Origin of the sequence: Chryseobacterium salipaludis, assembly GCF_022968825.1 — a bacterium.
Taxonomy (GTDB): Bacteria; Bacteroidota; Bacteroidia; order Flavobacteriales; family Weeksellaceae; genus Kaistella; species Kaistella salipaludis.
Genome location: NZ_JALHKS010000006.1, coordinates 57,678 through 73,665 on the forward strand (window position 1 = coordinate 57,678; position 15,988 = coordinate 73,665).

Here is a 15,988-nt window from a genome sequence, read left to right on the forward strand (position 1 = left end):
TGAAGGCATCAATTACCTGATATGTTTCCATAAATTTCGCCAATCGTTCACAATACCTGTAATCCCTTTCTATTTAGTATTTTTGCTTTTGTGAATAAAAAATGGCAGCCCGGTTCCGGAGTTTCGGTGGTGGATGAGGATCTGAAAGGAATCCTGGTTTCCATCAGTGAGGGCATGGCTGTGCTGGAAGACGTGCATGGTTTCCGGCATGAATATCCGCTGCATAAGCTGGTGCCCGAGGACCGGGAACTGTACGATCACGTTCCGGTCCGGAAAAAGGCAGAGCCGCTGAAGACCCTGTCCAAAAAACATAACGAAAAACTGCTGAGGCTGGATTTACATTTTGAAAGGCTGGTGCGCAATCCGCAACAGTATTCATCCTATGAACGCCTGCTGATTCAGCGCGAACGCCTTTTGGACACACTGGAATTCTGCCGCACCCACCGTTTGAAAAAACTGGAAATCATCCACGGTATTGGTGACGGCACCCTGCAAAAAATGGTGTATGACGTGCTGGAAAGTCAGCTCAACCTTGATTTTCATAATAATGAAATCCTGCACGACCAGTCCGGAACTGTACTTGTTTATTTAAAATAAAAAAACGCAGCCTTGCGAAAAGAGGCTGCGTTGTCGTTTAGTATAGAACGCGTCTGTTACTCGACATACTTAAAAGAAGTTGCATAGAATTTTCCTTTCTTGATTTCACCGCTCACCACCGCTTTCTTCGTCATTTTGCAATAGCCGTCTTCCGCATGCGCGTTCCCGAAAGTTTTCTTATCCAGGCCTTCCACGTGGTAGATCTTGTTGTCAATTTTAACTGCCATGGCGCAGCCTTTATCTGTTTTTAATTTAAACTGGCACATCCCACAGCCGGCGTCCACCGTTTGGTTCTGAATTTTTTGCTGTCCGAAAACGGTTACCGAAAAAGTGAGCATCAGCAGCATAAATAGGTTTCTCATGGGCTTTGTTTTTTAGGTTTAATATCCTGTGAATTAATAAGGTAAAGGTACAGCAATTTACCGTGCGCACAAGATGATTATAATCAGGTGGACACGGCACTTCATTTTCAGCAGCCGCAAAATTTAAGTACATTTGCGCCAGCAGTTATGGAACAACTTCACTTACTCTTTACGCGCGACGCCCTGCAGTACCAGAGCCGGCGCGGCCGCCAGGTCACTTCCGAAGAAAGCTTTGCCGGCGGAGAAAACACACCTTCTTTACTTGTGCGGCTCGAGCAGCTGCTGACCTCAAAAAAGTACAGCCATATTCAGGTTATTTCCGCACTGAACCATTTTACCATGATGCCGGAAGGGTTTCGCGAACACGAGCTTGGTTATGAACTGATTGCCTACAATGCCCCCGTGGTAAAAGAGCAGGAGGAACTGATGCTTTCCGTGAACAAGAAGTACGGCGTGCAGTTTTATTACACCTTGCCCAAGAACGTGTATCAGCTGATCAAGCAAACCGGCACCGGCACCGCTTTCAATTTTTCCGGCGAGCAGTTTCTCTCCAGAATCAATCCGAAGAACCGAAAGGAAATTCACATCAACCTCTATGCACAGCAATGTGAGTTTTTTGCCCTGGATGGCCGGAAAGTAGTCTTGTACAATAATCTGGATGTAAGTTCAGAAGTTGATTTCCTGTATTTCATTATGTTTACTTTAAGTAAAATTGGTTTTGGTTCTCAGGAAACCTCTTTCTTTGTGTATGGCGAAACCACGGAAAATGAAACCTTTATTTCCGAACTGCGAAAGTTTGTGAAGAAACTTAAGATAAGTTTTGATAACATACCCAACCGGCATTTCCTGCTGAATACCAAATAAACCGTTTGGTTTTCTGCCGGAAAGCGTACCTTTAACACAGCCGGCCGCTTTTATGGCTGACTACAAATATTTGCCTGTATGTACAGAATCATCAGTGGCCAGTGGAAAGCCAAAAGAATTTCCGCACCGAAAAATTTCACGGTACGCCCGACGACTGATTTTGCAAAAGAAGCTTTGTTCAGCATTCTGGAAAACCGTTTTGATGTAGATTTCGCCTCCGCGGCAGCCCTGGATTTGTTTGCCGGCATTGGTTCCCTGTCACTGGAATTAGCCTCCAGAGGGTGCCAGGATGTCACCTCCGTGGAACTTAATCCGAAACATGCAGCCTTTATTACAACCACAGCAGAACAGCTCGATATGCGCAATCAGGTGCAGGTGCAGCGCGGTGATGTTTTCGACTGGCTGAAGAAAAACAAAGGCCGCCGTACGTTTTCATTAATTTTGGCAGACCCTCCCTTCTCTCTGGAAGAAGCAGAATACCAGCAGCTTATTAACAGTTTACTGAAGCCCGGCGAGTTCCTTACCGAAAATGGCGTTTTGGTGGTTGAACATCAGAGCCGTAAAATTCCGGCACATCCTGCCCTGCTGGATACGCGCAAATATGGAAACGTGAGTTTTTCTTTTTTCCGTGCCGAAGCAGCACCCGCCGAAGAACTGCAGGACACTTTATAACACTTCCAGCTGCAGCGCAACCGAGTTGCCGAAGAAACGACGGGAAATTTTCTGGAAATTCTTAGTAATATCCGATAAATAAAATTCGCAGGACGGCTGCGGGTTGGCGCTGCGCAATAACTGGCTTTTATCTAATTCCATCCGGAGCTGGTTGGCCACAATGCCCGGCGAATCAATCACGCGTACGCGGTTGCCGTAAAAATGCCGGATTTCTTTGATAAGCAGTGGATAGTGCGTACAGCCGAGAATTAAGGTTTCGATATTCTTCAGTTTATTGCTGCTCAGGTAATTATATAAAATAGCGTGCGTGATAGGATGATCCCGGAAACCTTCCTCAATAGCCGGTACCAGCAGCGGTGTGGCCAGTTCATCCACATGCAGAAAACGGTTATGCTTCCGGATGGTTTTGCGGTACAAACCGGTGTTCACCGTCGCTTTCGTTGCAATAACACCGACTGTATTGTGAATTTCATACGCTACCTTTTCGGCCACCGGATTAATGACATCGATCACCGGCACGCGGCCGTCGACCAGCGCAATAACTTCTTTCAGCGCATTGGCTGTAGCGGAGTTGCAGGCAATTACAATGGCTTTGCAGTTCTTCTTTAAAAGAAACTCCGTAATGCGGGTGCAATATCCTACAATGGCTTCCCGGGATTTTTCGCCGTACGGCAGGTGCTTGGTATCTCCAAAGTAAATAAGGTCCTCATTCGGAAGCAGCCTCCGGATTTCTTTCGCGATGGTCAGGCCGCCCACCCCGGAGTCAAAAACACCAATGGGTTGCGAAGGAGAAAGATGGCTGTAATCAGGTTTCTTATTTTTCAAAGGAGCAGAATATTTTTGCAAAAATAAGAAAATGCAGTCGGACTTTTGCGTATCAACCGACCTGTCGATAGCAATATTCTCTTTCCAAAGCGGCTTCTTTTACGTCCAGTTGTCATGCTGAAAGCATCTCAACGATGTTTCTCCATTGTCGAGATTCCTGCGCAACGACAACCGCCAACGTCCATTTGTCATGTTGAAAGCATGTCAACGATGTTTATCCACTGTTGAGATTCCTGCGGAATGACAGACGCTAACGCCCAATTGTCATGCTAAAAGCATCTCAACGCTGTGATTGCCCGCTGTTTAGATTCCTCCGGAATGACAACCGCCTTCTCTTTTCTCTGCTCATTAAACCACAAACAAATCCGAGGCAATCCCATCGGCTAAAAACCAATGTTTTTCCGGAATAGCCAGATAACCGTCCTTCAGCTGTAATTTTCCCTCCAACAAATACTGGTTTAGGACCATTCCCCATCTGCCGTCGCTCATCAGCTGCTGTAGTTTTGCAAAGTCAACACCCCGGCGCGTGCGCAGGCCAATCATCAGCATTTCATTATACCGGTCACGCGCAGACAGTTCTTCCGTTTCCAGTGGCAACTGATGCTGCTGCAAAGCGTCAATGTATTTTCGGTTATGGCTGACGTTCCAGCTGCGCTTTTGCCTGCCGTCGTAGGAGTGCGCAGACGGACCGATACCCAAATATTCCTTATACTGCCAGTAGGCGCCATTATGGCGCGAGTGAAATCCCGGCTTCCCGAAATTGGAAATCTCATAATGCTCAAAACCCTGTGCCGCCAGAAACGAGGACATATAAAAGAAATCATCGTGCTGCTGCTGTTCCGCCGGCGCTTTCACTTTGCCCTGCGAAATCCAGGCATTCAAAGCGGTTTGCGGTTCCACTGTGAGCGCATATGCCGAAATATGCGGCACTCCTAAGCCAACTGCCTGGTCAAGATTGCGCTGCCACGTGTCCGACTCTGCCGTCGGTGTACCATAAATCAAATCAATACTGATATTATGGAAGCCGAAATCCTGCGCACGCCGAATGGAATCCACAGCTTCCGCTCCGTTATGCGCACGGTTCATTAATTTCAGGTCAGCGTCATAAAAGCTTTGGGTGCCAAGCGAAAGGCGGTTTGCCGGCGAGGCAGATAGCCGTTTCAGAAAATCATCCGTCAGGTCATCCGGATTGGCCTCCACCGTAATTTCAATATCGTCTGAAAAAGAAAAATAGTCTGCCGTCTCTTCGATCAGCTGGTGCAGTTCCGCTGCCCCGAGCAATGACGGGGTGCCGCCGCCAAAATAAACAGAGTTCAGCTGCCGGGACTGCAGTTCGCCTTGTCGAAGTTTCAGTTCCTTTTTCAGCGCCGCCAGCATCGGTTCCCGGTCGCGTAGGGACACCGAAAAATGGAAATTGCAGTAACTGCACTTCTGGCGGCAGAAAGGAATGTGGAAATAAATCATGCGGCAGCAAAGGTACTTTCTTTAAAGAAAAATCCCTGCGGTTGCTTTACAATAAATAACAGTTAATAGCGGAAGCCGCGGCTGTTGATAAAGTTTTCGAAGTTATAGCCGATGCTCAGCATAAAGCTGGAGCCCGCCTGCTGCTGAAAATCAGACATGCCAAAGTTGTAGGCCGCCCCGAAGAAAAACTGATTCACTGTCGCTTTAATCACCGGCGACAGCGTAACACTCTGGTTCCCGAACTTGCTGCTGGCCATGCGCAGGCTGGCACCGGCTGCAAAGGTGGCATTTTCACCGGTGGCGGTTCCCATGAGATTCACATCCACCAGTTTGGTAGAGTTGGTATTCAGGTTCACCCATACCGAGGGCGTCAGATAGACATCTTCCCCGAAATAGACATCATAACCGGCGTTCAGCATCACCTTGGTCGGCTCCGGCTCGACGCCGTTGACAATCGGAATATCGTTGCTTAAGGCAATGTCTTTCACAGAAACTCCCCCAAAAAAATTCCGGTAGGTTACCGCCATTCCCATGTCGGCGTAGAGCAGAAACATCGAATCAGCGCTGAGCAACGGATCATTCGGTTCCGACGGATTGAGCAGTGAAAGGTCAATATTCATATTATAAAAATTGACATTCGTACCAAAGGAAAACTGGCTTAAGCGCTCCCCGTCATCATCCAATGGAATAAAATAAGAAGCGCCGGCGGTAATTCCGTTTGAAGAAATAGGGCCGTTCTGATCCCGGAAAAAAGCCAGCCCCGCGCCCACACGGTCGAAGACATTGGCATGCAGCCCCACAGATTGCACATTGGGCGACTGACTGAAATTGGAGAACTGCTTCTGATAGTTTAAATTAAGTACCACATCGTCTGTCTGGCCATACAGGGCCGGATTGAAAAGGAATTCACCGTTCAGCAGATATTGCTGATAATACGGCAGCGTTTCCTGCGCCCGGACACTTCCGAAAAAGATGACCATAACGCAAAGCACATATATTTTTCTCATTATTGAGCGCAAATTTTTGCTGCAAAGATAACGCTTTTTAGTCAGATGTACCGTTCATATATTGCTGCCAGCGCCCTAAAGCTTCCTGCATATCAGCCGGCATCGGGCTTTCGAAGTAAAGGTGTTCGCCGCTTACCGGATGTTCAAAACCCAGCGTATGGGCATGAAGTGCCTGACGTGGCAGGATTTCAAAAACGTTCTTTACAAACTGTTTATACTTCGGCAGGTTCTGGCCTTTCAGGATCTGGTCGCCTTCGTACCGCTCATCATTAAATAAAGGATGGCCGATGTGCTTGAAATGTGCCCGGATCTGGTGCGTTCGTCCGGTTTCCAGGCGGCACTCCACCCAGGTCATATATCTGAATCTTTCTTTAACAGTGAAATGAGTAACTGCGTGTTTGCCGGCGCTGCCATCTTCGTACACCGACATTTGTAACCGGTTTTTCGGGTGGCGGCCAATGTGCCCCGTAATGGTTCCCTCATCTTCAGCCAGATTGCCCCAGACAAACGCCCAGTAGAGCCGCCGGGTTTTACGGTCAAAAAACTGCCGGGCCAGATGGCTCAGTGCGTATTCGGATTTGGCGACGACGAGCAAACCGGAGGTATCCTTATCAATCCGGTGCACCAGTCCTACCCTGTCCAGGTCCGATTTCTTACCCTGCTTTTCAAAATGGAAGGCCAGTGCATTCACCATGGTGCCGCTCCAGTTTCCATGGCCGGGATGCACCACCATGCCGGCAGGCTTATCGACCACCACCACATCATCATCCTCAAAAATAATATGCAACGGAATATCTTCCGGAATGATGACATTCTCCCGCGGCGGGCGGCTCAGCAACACTGCGATTTCGTCGCCGGGTTTTACGCGGTAATTTTGCTTGACGGGTTTGCCGTTCACCACCACATTGCCGGCGCGGCAGGTCTGCGAAATTTTATTGCGGGTTGCATTCTGGCGGAAGTGGCACAGGAACTTATCAATGCGCAACGACTCCTGGTTGCGGTCAACCTTCAGCGTGAAATGCTCGTAAAGCCCTTCGGATTCGTGTTCCTCCGTTCCTTCGTCATTGTCTTCCGGTGCGGTCCAGTCTTCGTTTGCCATAATGTGGGAAATCAGCGCAGCAGTTATTCTACTACGACCTTTCTGGGTTTGGATTTTTCGTCCGTTTTTGGTGTAGGTTTAGGCTTTGTGTCCGTCGCCGGTTTGGTTTCCTCTTTCGCTTTTGGCTTCGTTTCCTGTGCTTTCACAGGTTCATTCCGCGGCGGGGTTTCGGTTCTGGACGGAACTGTTCTCGGCGCTTCCTGTGCCGGAGTTGTTACCTGCGGCTGCGGGGACGGGTTATAAGTCGTTGCCTCGTCATAATATACCGGTTCAGGTCCCTGCAGCTGGATGCGGTACATGCTGTTCAGCTGCTCAATTTTATTGCCCATTTCAGCCGGCGTTTTCTTGGACGCCCAGATATCGATCTGCATTCCCTGGTCACGCACGTCGCCCGGTGCCGGATCCTGATAGTACACGATATCCGACAGGTCACTGCCGCCGTCTTCATGCTCGATCAGCCCGACTTCAAAAAGATTCTGCGCAATAATCGCTTTGGCTTCCTGAACGGTGCGGCCTATGAGATTGGGAATGGTAATATTTCTTCTTGGCCCGGCGCCGATCACCAGGTCAATCGATGTGAAACGCGGCAGCAAGGTGCCCGGCTTCAGCGTGGTTCCGTTGAACATCATCCGAAGCACGGCATCGCGCTGAATGCTCGGCTCGTAAATAGTATCACCCACCTTTAAACCCACCTGCTCCAGCTGACGGAAAGCCAAGCCTTTATAGCGGTCGAGGATATCGGGTACGGATACCTGCGCGTAGGTACGCGGATTTACTTTAATTAAAATCGTACGGCCGTCCTTCACACGCGCACCGGGACCGGGAAAAATCTGCAGCACCTGCAGCGGTCGGTATTTCGGGTCATATTTAAAACTGTCCACTTCATAATCCAAACCGTTTTCATCCAGAATACGGATGGCTTCGTGCACAGATTTATTAACGATATTCGGCACCGGGATCTCCTTTCCATGGTTGGTGTGTACCTCGAGCCAGCGAAACGTAAGCCAGATCAGCCCTACGAAGACCACCGCGGCCGCAAGCAGGTTCACCCAGACTTTCCAGTGAAAGAATGATTTCAGCATAATATACAGGTCTTTAACATAGCTGCAAATATATAAAATTATCTTTTCGCGCCGGAAACGCAACCACGCAATCGCAGCCACAAAATTTAGAATATTTATCTTTGCCTGCTAAAGTAATTACATGATTTTATCCATGACCGGCTTCGGCCGCAGCGAAGGAATTTATGAAGGCCGAAAAATTGTGATCGACCTCAAGTCACTCAACAGCAAATCATTCGACCTGACTGTGAAAACGCCCTCGCGCTACCGGGAAAAGGAGTATGAATTACGCAAAATCCTGAGCGAACAGCTACAGCGCGGAAAAGTAGATTGCTACATGACGATGGAAAACTCGGAAGAAAACACCGAAACCGTCCTGCATCACGACCTGATCCGCCGCTATATTCAGGATCTGAAAACACTGGCTGCCGACGGGCCCGACTTTGAATACCTGAAGATGGCCGTCCGGATGCCGGATGCCACGGCTGCCCGCGCTGATGACCTTTCGGAGGCAGAATGGAATTTTGTTCTGGAACTTCTACAGGAGGCGATTGCGAGGTTCAAAGAATTCCGGCAAACCGAAGGCAGCATCCTGCAGCAGGAATTACAGAATAACCTCATGCGAATTTCGCAGCATCTCACCGCTGTGGAACCTTTTGAAAGTGTACGCCTGGAAAATGTGAAAGAACGCTACAAAAAAACACTCGACGAATTTGAACAGCTGGACGAAACCCGTTTCTACCAGGAAATGGCCTACTACACCGAAAAGCTGGATATTGCGGAAGAGAAAGTACGCTTAACCCAACACCTGGCCTACTATCAGGAAGTGATGGAACAGGAAACCGGCAACGGTAAAAAGCTTGGGTTCATCGCGCAGGAAATGGGCCGCGAAATCAACACCCTGGGCTCCAAAGCCAACCATGCAGATATCCAGCGCCTGGTAGTCATGATGAAAGATGACCTGGAAAAAATCAAGGAACAAACCCTGAACGTGCTGTAAATTAACACTGCGCACCGACTTTATTTAAAATTAAAAATGAAAAAAGTAATCATATTTTCGGCACCCTCCGGCAGCGGCAAAACCACTCTCGTTCGGCATTGCCTGGAACAGTTTCCACAACTGGCCTTTTCGGTTTCCTGTACTACCCGCGCACCACGCGGCGCTGAACTGCACGGCGTGGATTATCATTTTCTGTCGCCGGCTGAATTCAGAACAAAAATAGACGCCCGGGACTTTGTGGAGTTTGAGGAAGTGTATGCAGATACGTTTTACGGCACCCTGAAATCAGAAGTGGAACGAATCTGGAATGAGGATAAAGTGGTTATTTTTGATGTGGATGTACTGGGAGGCATCGCGCTGAAAAAATATTTTGGCGACCAGGCACTGTCAGTGTTCATCATGCCGCCTTCTGTGGCCGAACTGGAGCTGCGGCTGATTGCCCGCGGCACGGATGACCTGGAAACGATTAAAATGCGCGTGGCGAAAGCTACTGAAGAAATATCGCATAAAGATGCTTTTGATGTTATCATCGTGAATGACCAACTGGCTTCCGCACAGGAACAAATTACCAAATTGCTCACTTCATTTATCAACTCATGAGAATAGCCATCATCGGGTGCGGCTGGGTCGGAGAAAAACTCGCTGCCTACCTGTCTAAAAAAGGAGTTCACGTGATTGCCACGACCACGACCCCTGAGAAAATTATTCCGCTTGAAAAAATAGCAGAGGAAGCGCATTTGTTGGATTTTACGGATCATCCGGATTTCAGCGTGCTGCAGTCCGTGGATGCTGCCATTTTCAGCATGCCTATTTCGGATACGTCCTGGCTGGAAGGCTTTAAATCACTCGATACTGAATTTCCAAAAACGATGTTGTTCAGTTCCACCGGAATTTACCCACAACAGCCGGGCATTTACACCGAGGAAGATGATGCCAACCTACGTTCAGACATTCTCGCGGCCGAACGCCTGGTCCGCAGCTCCTATCCCCAAACCAATATTCTGAGGTTTGGCGGACTGATGGGCGGTGACCGGTCGCCGAAGAAATTATTTGCGCGCCGCACGCCAAAAGACCTCGGCAAGGCCGCCAATTATATTCATTATGAAGATATTCTGCGTGTGGTGGAACTGCTGCTGAAGTCAGAATTAAAAGGCTGCACCTATAATGTGGTCGCGCCCGGGCATCCTACGATCGCGGAAATTATGAATGAGCCCCAACCGGCCGAAAACCGCGAACAAAGAATCATTTCTTCTGAAAAACTGATACAGGATTTTAATTATCATTTTTTGCATCCTAACCCAAAAAACTTTTAACCGACATGAGTACCGAACAACTGGCTACTGCCAAGGCCAATTTGCCCGTACGCGGCTTTTTAAATATTGACGATTTAATAATTCCGGAAGGAGAAGCACTGGTGCAGGCGATTCTGGATTTAAAGAAAGAAAAGAACGCCGTAATTCTGGCGCATTATTACCAACCGCCGGCCATCCAGGACATTGCTGACTATTTGGGTGACTCGCTGCAGCTTGCACGCGCCGCGAAAGATACCGATGCGGATATGATCGCCTTTTGTGGCGTCCATTTCATGGCAGAAGCAGCGAAAATCCTGAACCCTGCCAAAAAAGTAGTCCTGCCCGACACCCTGGCCGGCTGCTCACTGGCTGACGGTTGCAGCGGTGAAGGCCTGCGTGCCATGCGTGCCGAACATCCCGGGGCGCTCATCGCCACCTATATCAACTGTAATGCGGAAACAAAAGCCGAATCCGATATTATTGTAACCAGCTCCAACGCGGAAACCATCATCCGTTCTTTGCCGGCGGACAGACCGATTATTTTTGCACCGGATAAAAACCTGGGCCGCTACATGATGAAAAAAACCGGGCGCGATATGATTTTATGGGATGGCAGCTGCGTTGTTCACGAAGCTTTCTCAATGGAGCGGATCGCCAGACAACTGTCGGAACATCCGCACGCCAAACTGATTGCCCATCCGGAAAGCGAAACACCGGTGCTGGATCTGGCGCATTTTGTCGGGTCCACATCTGCCCTGCTGAATTATATGGAACAGGACGAAGCGCAGGAATTTATTGTCGCCACCGAAGAGGGCATTCTGCATGAGATGCGCAAACGCGCGCCGCACAAAACATTGATTCCGGCGCTGGTTTTTGATGAAAGCTGCAACTGCTCGGAGTGTTTCTATATGAAACGGAATACGCTGGAAAAGCTGTATCTGTGCATGAAATACGAGCTGCCGGAAATCACCATGGATGAAGACCTGCGGCTGAAAGCTTTGGAACCGATTGAAAAAATGCTTGAGTTATCGAAAACGATTAAGTAAAGGAAACCGGGCGCGGCCTTCGGCCGCGCAAAGTGTCCTCGCTCGGCTGCGCATTCTATGACAAAAAACAAATAAAAGCGTTAATATTTAATTTGCAAATTTATGGGTATCAATATAGGGCGTCCTATACTCATCACCTTCCACTCTTTTATATTCATACCCTGCTTGCGGCAGTAAAACATTTAATCTACAGTCCTCACAAGGACTTAGGAGATTTTTACGTTAATAAACCTCGAAGAGGTTCGCCGACTCCATTGAAAATTAAACATGATGGAGGCAAAAATTAAAATTTCTTTTGTTCTGACCGTCCACAAACACAATTTAAAAATCCCCGCTGTTCGAGTGGCGGCAATAATCTTACATCGAAGGCGAATCTTCATTTCCGCCCGAAACCCAACGAAGTGGTTCGACGACCAACGGGAGTCAAACCTAACGAAGTGGTTCGACGAACGAAGAGAGTCAATTTCGGGGAAACCTAACGAAGTGATTCGACGACCAACGGGAGTCAAACCTAACGAAGTGGTTCGACGACCAACGGGAGTCAATTTATTAAAGAAATTTTGGTTTTTTAGTAAAAACGACGAAGGAGTTTCGCCGATTCTGCTAAAAAATTTAAAAGGATGAGGCAAAAGATCCAAGTCTTGAAATCGAAGATATTCCTATAAAAATATTAAAATCGGAGAGTCATTTTTTGGTCCGTTTACTCATTCCTTTTTCATTGTTTATTTGTATTCGTGATATGCTCCGCAATTGCATCAAGGCAAACTCGCCTTAGCGGGTTCGCTGATTCCTTTAAAAATAAATAAAATGATGAAGCAAAAGGACAAGCGAGATATCTGCAGCATCATCACTTCTTTGCACAAAGGAGGGCAGAACGCATGAAAAAAATATTGAGAACCGCACCCTGCACCTGGCAGCACTCAATCCCTCAGTCCTCAAACTACCATAATCCCGGACTCAGGAAACGGAGGCGATTAAAAATTTTAAATAAGTATCCGTTTAAAAATTCATCTGTTCGAGTGGCGGCAGTAATGTAGCATCGAAGACAAACTTTTATTTCCGCCCGAAACCTAACGAAGTGGTTCGACGACCAGCGGGAGTCAAACCCAACGAAGTGGTTCGACGACCAACGGGAGTCAGTTAATGAATTTTAGGATACGTTTTAAAATTTTAGCCGAGTTTCCAGTCCTTGATCTTTTGGTCCGTTTGCATCAAGGCAAAAGGACATATAGTAAATTTCTTATCCCGCGCACAGATCCCACAGATATACACGGATCTGCGGTCAACCTCACACAGATAGCGTTCCGCTGGAACGCATTTTCATTGAAAACTTGATCTCATTCCTTTTCATTGTTTATTTGTATTCGTGATATGCTCCGCAATTGCATCAAGGCAAACCCACCTTAGCGGGTTCGCTGATTCCTTTAAAAATAAATAAAATGATGAAGCAAAAGGACAAGCGAGATATCTGCAGCATCATCACTTCTTTGCACAAAGGAGGGCAGAACGCATGAAAAAAATATTGAGAACCGCACCCTGCACCTGGCAGCACTCAATCCCTCAGTCCTCAAACTACCATAATCCCGGACTCAGGAAACGGAGGCGATTAAAAATTTTAAATAAGTATCCGTTAAAAAATTCATCTGTTCGAGTGGCGGCAGTAATCTAGCATCGAAGACAAACTTTTATTTCCGCCCGAGTTAATGAATTTTAGGATACGTTTTAAAATTTTAGCCGAGTTTCCAGTCCTTGATCTTTTGGTCCGTTTGCATCAAGGCAAAAGGACATATAGTAAATTTCTTATCCCGCGCACAGATCCCACAGATATACACGGATCTGCGGTCAACCTCACACAGATAGCGTTCCGCTGGAACGCATTTTCGTTGAAAACTTGATCTCATTCCTTTTCATTGTTTATTTGTATTCGTGATATGCTCCGCAATTGCATCAAGGCAAACTCGCCTTAGCGGGTTCGCTGATTCCGTTAAAATAAATAAAATGATGAAGCAAAAGGACAAAGATTATAAAGTTACTTGCAACTTATTCCAGCTGCGCATTCTGTCTCATAGCGTACATTTGCAACAATGATTTTATATTTTTGTCTGCCAGAAGATTTACACCGCTCCAAACTCTCACTTCACTCCCGCCTCGTCTCTTTCCCATTTTATGATGCCGCCCATGACCTCCACCATCCTTTTTGAAGACCTGAAAATATTTGCCTTTCATGGCGTGCTGCCCGAAGAAACCATATTGGGCACATACTATCTCATCAATGCCGAAATCCGGGCAGACCTCTGGAAAGCCACCGAAACCGATGAGCTGGATGATACTATAAATTATGCTTTGCTTAATGACATCATCCATCAGGAAATGGCCATTCCATCGAAACTGATGGAGCATGTGGCCGGCCGTATCATGAGAAAAATTCATGAAAGGGTTCCCGAAGTTTCTTTCATCCGGCTTAAAATAACGAAAACAGCACCGCCCATGAGGGGCGAAATGAAAGGTGTGAGTGTGGCTTTTGAGAAAAGCTTTACGAACTGACTTTACAAGCAAGCAAAATTTCCTGCGGCGCTTCCCGGCTGAAATCCGTAACTTTGAAAGGAATTCAGTTTCGCTCCCGCTTATGAAATATATTGTCCTGTCCCTCCTTTCCGCCATTTTGCTCAGCGTTTCCTGGCCCACCTACGGCGTACCCTTTTTTATATTCGTTGCGCTCGTTCCGCTGTTGATGCTGGAGCATGATATTTCGAAATTCTCCAAAATGAAGCATAAAAGCCTGGCGGTGTTCGGGCTTTCCTATCTGGCCTTTGTCATCTGGAATATCGTGACCACCGGCTGGCTTTATGGTGCGCGCAATCCGGACGGCTCGCATTCGCTGTTTGCGGTGGTCGTGCCGGTCACTTTAAATGCGCTTTTTTATGCCTTTGTGTTCCAATGTTACCATTGGTATAAAAACCGGCAGGGCACCTATTTCGGTCTGGTCTTTCTGGTCGCTGCCTGGATGGTTTTTGAGAAAATTCATCTGAGCTGGGAACTCAGCTGGCCCTGGCTGAATCTGGGAAATGTGTTTGCCGAATATCCTAAAATCATTCAGTGGTACGACAGCCTGGGTGCCACCGGCGGTTCCTTCTGGATCCTGATTGTGAATGTGTATGCTTTTTACACCCTGAGAATTTGGGAAGCAGGCCGCAAACGACGTTCCCTGATCATCAATTCGTCGGTACTCACGGCCGGTATCGTGCTGCCGATGCTGATTTCCGCCGTACAGTACAATAACTTTAATCCTACCACCAACGGCAAGGTGAATGTGCTGATGCTGCAGCCGGACCTGGATCCATATAACGAAAAATACAGCAAGGACAGCCTCACCATTGTGAACGAGCTCCTGGCCTTGGCTGACAAACATTCGACCGGCCCCATTGATTATTACATTGCGCCGGAGACCGCCGTACCGGGCCATGGCTCTATTTCAGAAACCGGTTTTGAGGACAGTGAGGTTTTAAATACTATTAAAAGTTTTTTAAGCCGGCATCCGAACTCGGTTTTTGCCACCGGCATTTCTTCGCACCGTTTTTATAAAAGTGCCGAAGAAAAAACCGACACTTCTTATCAGACAGCTTCCGGCTTTTACGTGGACAGTTTTAATTCCGCGGTGCAGCTGGCACCCGGTCAGCCGGTGCAGGTGTATCACAAAGGGAAACTCGTACCCGGCGTTGAAATATTTCCCTACATCAATACTTTAAAACCCGTCTTAGGCAATATTATGCTGGACTTGGGCGGCACCACGGCTTCGCTGGGTATGGATCCCGAACGTACTGCTTTTGCCAATCCTTACAACAACGGAAAGCTCGCGCCGATTATCTGCTATGAGAGCATTTACGGCGAGTTCGTCAATGATTATGTAAAAAAAGGCGCCAACTTTCTGGCGATTATGACCAATGACTCCTGGTGGGGCGTCACCCAGGGGCACAAGCAACTGATGGCGTATGCCCGGTTACGCGCCATTGAAACCCGCCGCGACATTGCCCGCTCTGCCAACAGCGGCATCTCGGCGCATATCAACGCGCGCGGCGACGTGCTGGCCGATACCCTGTACGGTGACCAGACTGCGCTCTATGCACAGATTAATTTATACGAAGGGCAGACCTTCTATGTGCGCACCGGTGATTTGCTGTCCCGGCTGTGTATCTTCGTGTTGGGCTTCCTCATTTTCTATCGCCTGATTAAAGCGTTTCAGAACCGCAACAAAGAAAAGACCGCGTAGAAGATTACAACAGTCTGAACACTTTGCTGCGCATACTCCATTGCGCAAAGTGTCCTTATTTTGAGTTTTAAAGATACTATTGGCTGGTACTCTATCATCAAAGGACTTGTGTCTGACATGAATGTCAATATCACAACCTCTACATGGCTGAAAAATAATCTTTGCAATTGTTTTTCTTAGCAGTTGCCGTGCTGCGATCACACACCCATCTTATAAGCTAAGATCCACCTGCTGGCATTATGCTCAAAAATATAAACGGCGCAAGTATCGAAAGGGCCGTTTGCCCTGCAGGCTATTGGTACAAAGTCAATGATCATGAACGAGTCTTCTTTTTGCTTACTATCGGCCTGCCAAAAACGATGCTGAACAGGCATGCACCATGCGCAATGTTAGTAAACTATTACGGATGATTATAAACTAGTATATTCCTGA

Annotated in this window: 15 protein-coding genes; 9 read left to right on the plus strand and 6 right to left on the minus strand. The window is 47.7% G+C overall.

Annotation, left to right across the window (positions count from 1 at the left end):
* Positions 1 to 90 precede the first annotated feature (90 nt).
* Complete coding sequence (locus tag MVI27_RS10205; RefSeq protein WP_246961517.1) at positions 91 to 597, plus strand: Smr/MutS family protein; 507 nt, start codon at positions 91 to 93, stop codon at positions 595 to 597.
* Positions 598 to 653: 56 nt separating this feature from the next.
* On the opposite strand, the gene MVI27_RS10210 is transcribed toward MVI27_RS10205, so the two are convergent.
* Entirely contained in the window at positions 654 to 959 is a 306-nt protein-coding gene (locus tag MVI27_RS10210; RefSeq protein WP_246961519.1) for a DUF6370 family protein, read from the minus strand.
* Positions 960 to 1,106: 147 nt separating this feature from the next.
* Between MVI27_RS10210 and MVI27_RS10215 the strand changes: the two genes are divergently transcribed.
* Positions 1,107 to 1,823, plus strand: coding sequence for a DUF3822 family protein (locus tag MVI27_RS10215; RefSeq protein ID WP_246961521.1), 717 nt, complete (start codon positions 1,107 to 1,109; stop codon positions 1,821 to 1,823).
* Positions 1,824 to 1,901: 78 nt separating this feature from the next.
* The gene (locus MVI27_RS10220; RefSeq protein ID WP_246961523.1) at positions 1,902 to 2,495 is read left to right on the plus strand and encodes an RsmD family RNA methyltransferase; all 594 of its coding nucleotides are present in this window, start codon (positions 1,902 to 1,904) and stop codon (positions 2,493 to 2,495) included.
* Here the strand turns inward: MVI27_RS10220 and murI are convergent.
* From murI to MVI27_RS10245, 5 genes are all read right to left on the minus strand, one after another.
* Positions 2,490 to 3,320 carry a glutamate racemase gene (gene murI / locus MVI27_RS10225; protein ID WP_246961525.1) on the minus strand — a complete coding sequence of 277 codons (831 nt, stop codon included), beginning with the start codon at positions 3,318 to 3,320 and terminating at the stop codon, positions 2,490 to 2,492. The genes MVI27_RS10220 and murI overlap by 6 nt on opposite strands.
* A 348-nt stretch (positions 3,321 to 3,668) precedes the next feature.
* Positions 3,669 to 4,784 (minus strand): radical SAM family heme chaperone HemW, encoded by a 1,116-nt coding sequence (gene hemW, locus MVI27_RS10230; protein WP_246961527.1) that lies wholly within the window; start codon positions 4,782 to 4,784, stop codon positions 3,669 to 3,671.
* Between the two features lie 62 nt (positions 4,785 to 4,846).
* The gene (locus MVI27_RS10235; RefSeq protein WP_246961529.1) at positions 4,847 to 5,791 is read right to left on the minus strand and encodes a PorP/SprF family type IX secretion system membrane protein; all 945 of its coding nucleotides are present in this window, start codon (positions 5,789 to 5,791) and stop codon (positions 4,847 to 4,849) included.
* A 37-nt stretch (positions 5,792 to 5,828) separates the two neighbouring features.
* Positions 5,829 to 6,890: an RluA family pseudouridine synthase gene (locus tag MVI27_RS10240; protein WP_246961531.1), complete on the minus strand. Its 1,062-nt coding sequence runs from the start codon at positions 6,888 to 6,890 to the stop codon at positions 5,829 to 5,831.
* A gap of 23 nt (positions 6,891 to 6,913) precedes the next feature.
* Positions 6,914 to 7,972: a PASTA domain-containing protein gene (locus MVI27_RS10245; protein ID WP_246961533.1), complete on the minus strand. Its 1,059-nt coding sequence runs from the start codon at positions 7,970 to 7,972 to the stop codon at positions 6,914 to 6,916.
* Positions 7,973 to 8,093: 121 nt separating this feature from the next.
* Between MVI27_RS10245 and MVI27_RS10250 the strand changes: the two genes are divergently transcribed.
* From MVI27_RS10250 to lnt, 6 genes are all read left to right on the plus strand, one after another.
* The gene (locus tag MVI27_RS10250; protein ID WP_246961535.1) at positions 8,094 to 8,951 is read left to right on the plus strand and encodes a YicC/YloC family endoribonuclease; all 858 of its coding nucleotides are present in this window, start codon (positions 8,094 to 8,096) and stop codon (positions 8,949 to 8,951) included.
* A gap of 36 nt (positions 8,952 to 8,987) precedes the next feature.
* The gene (gene gmk / locus MVI27_RS10255; protein WP_246961537.1) at positions 8,988 to 9,551 is read left to right on the plus strand and encodes a guanylate kinase; all 564 of its coding nucleotides are present in this window, start codon (positions 8,988 to 8,990) and stop codon (positions 9,549 to 9,551) included.
* Positions 9,548 to 10,264 carry an NAD(P)-binding domain-containing protein gene (locus MVI27_RS10260; RefSeq protein WP_246961538.1) on the plus strand — a complete coding sequence of 239 codons (717 nt, stop codon included), beginning with the start codon at positions 9,548 to 9,550 and terminating at the stop codon, positions 10,262 to 10,264. The genes gmk and MVI27_RS10260 overlap by 4 nt, the downstream gene beginning before the upstream one ends.
* 5 nt (positions 10,265 to 10,269) lie before the next feature.
* Positions 10,270 to 11,289 (plus strand): quinolinate synthase NadA, encoded by a 1,020-nt coding sequence (gene nadA, locus MVI27_RS10265; RefSeq protein ID WP_246961540.1) that lies wholly within the window; start codon positions 10,270 to 10,272, stop codon positions 11,287 to 11,289.
* 2,178 nt (positions 11,290 to 13,467) lie between these two features.
* The gene (gene folB, locus MVI27_RS10270) at positions 13,468 to 13,833 is read left to right on the plus strand and encodes a dihydroneopterin aldolase (RefSeq protein ID WP_246961542.1); all 366 of its coding nucleotides are present in this window, start codon (positions 13,468 to 13,470) and stop codon (positions 13,831 to 13,833) included.
* 82 nt (positions 13,834 to 13,915) lie between these two features.
* Positions 13,916 to 15,556, plus strand: a complete 1,641-nt coding sequence (gene lnt, locus MVI27_RS10275; RefSeq protein WP_246961544.1) for an apolipoprotein N-acyltransferase — start codon at positions 13,916 to 13,918, stop codon at positions 15,554 to 15,556.
* Positions 15,557 to 15,988: the final 432 nt, after the last annotated feature.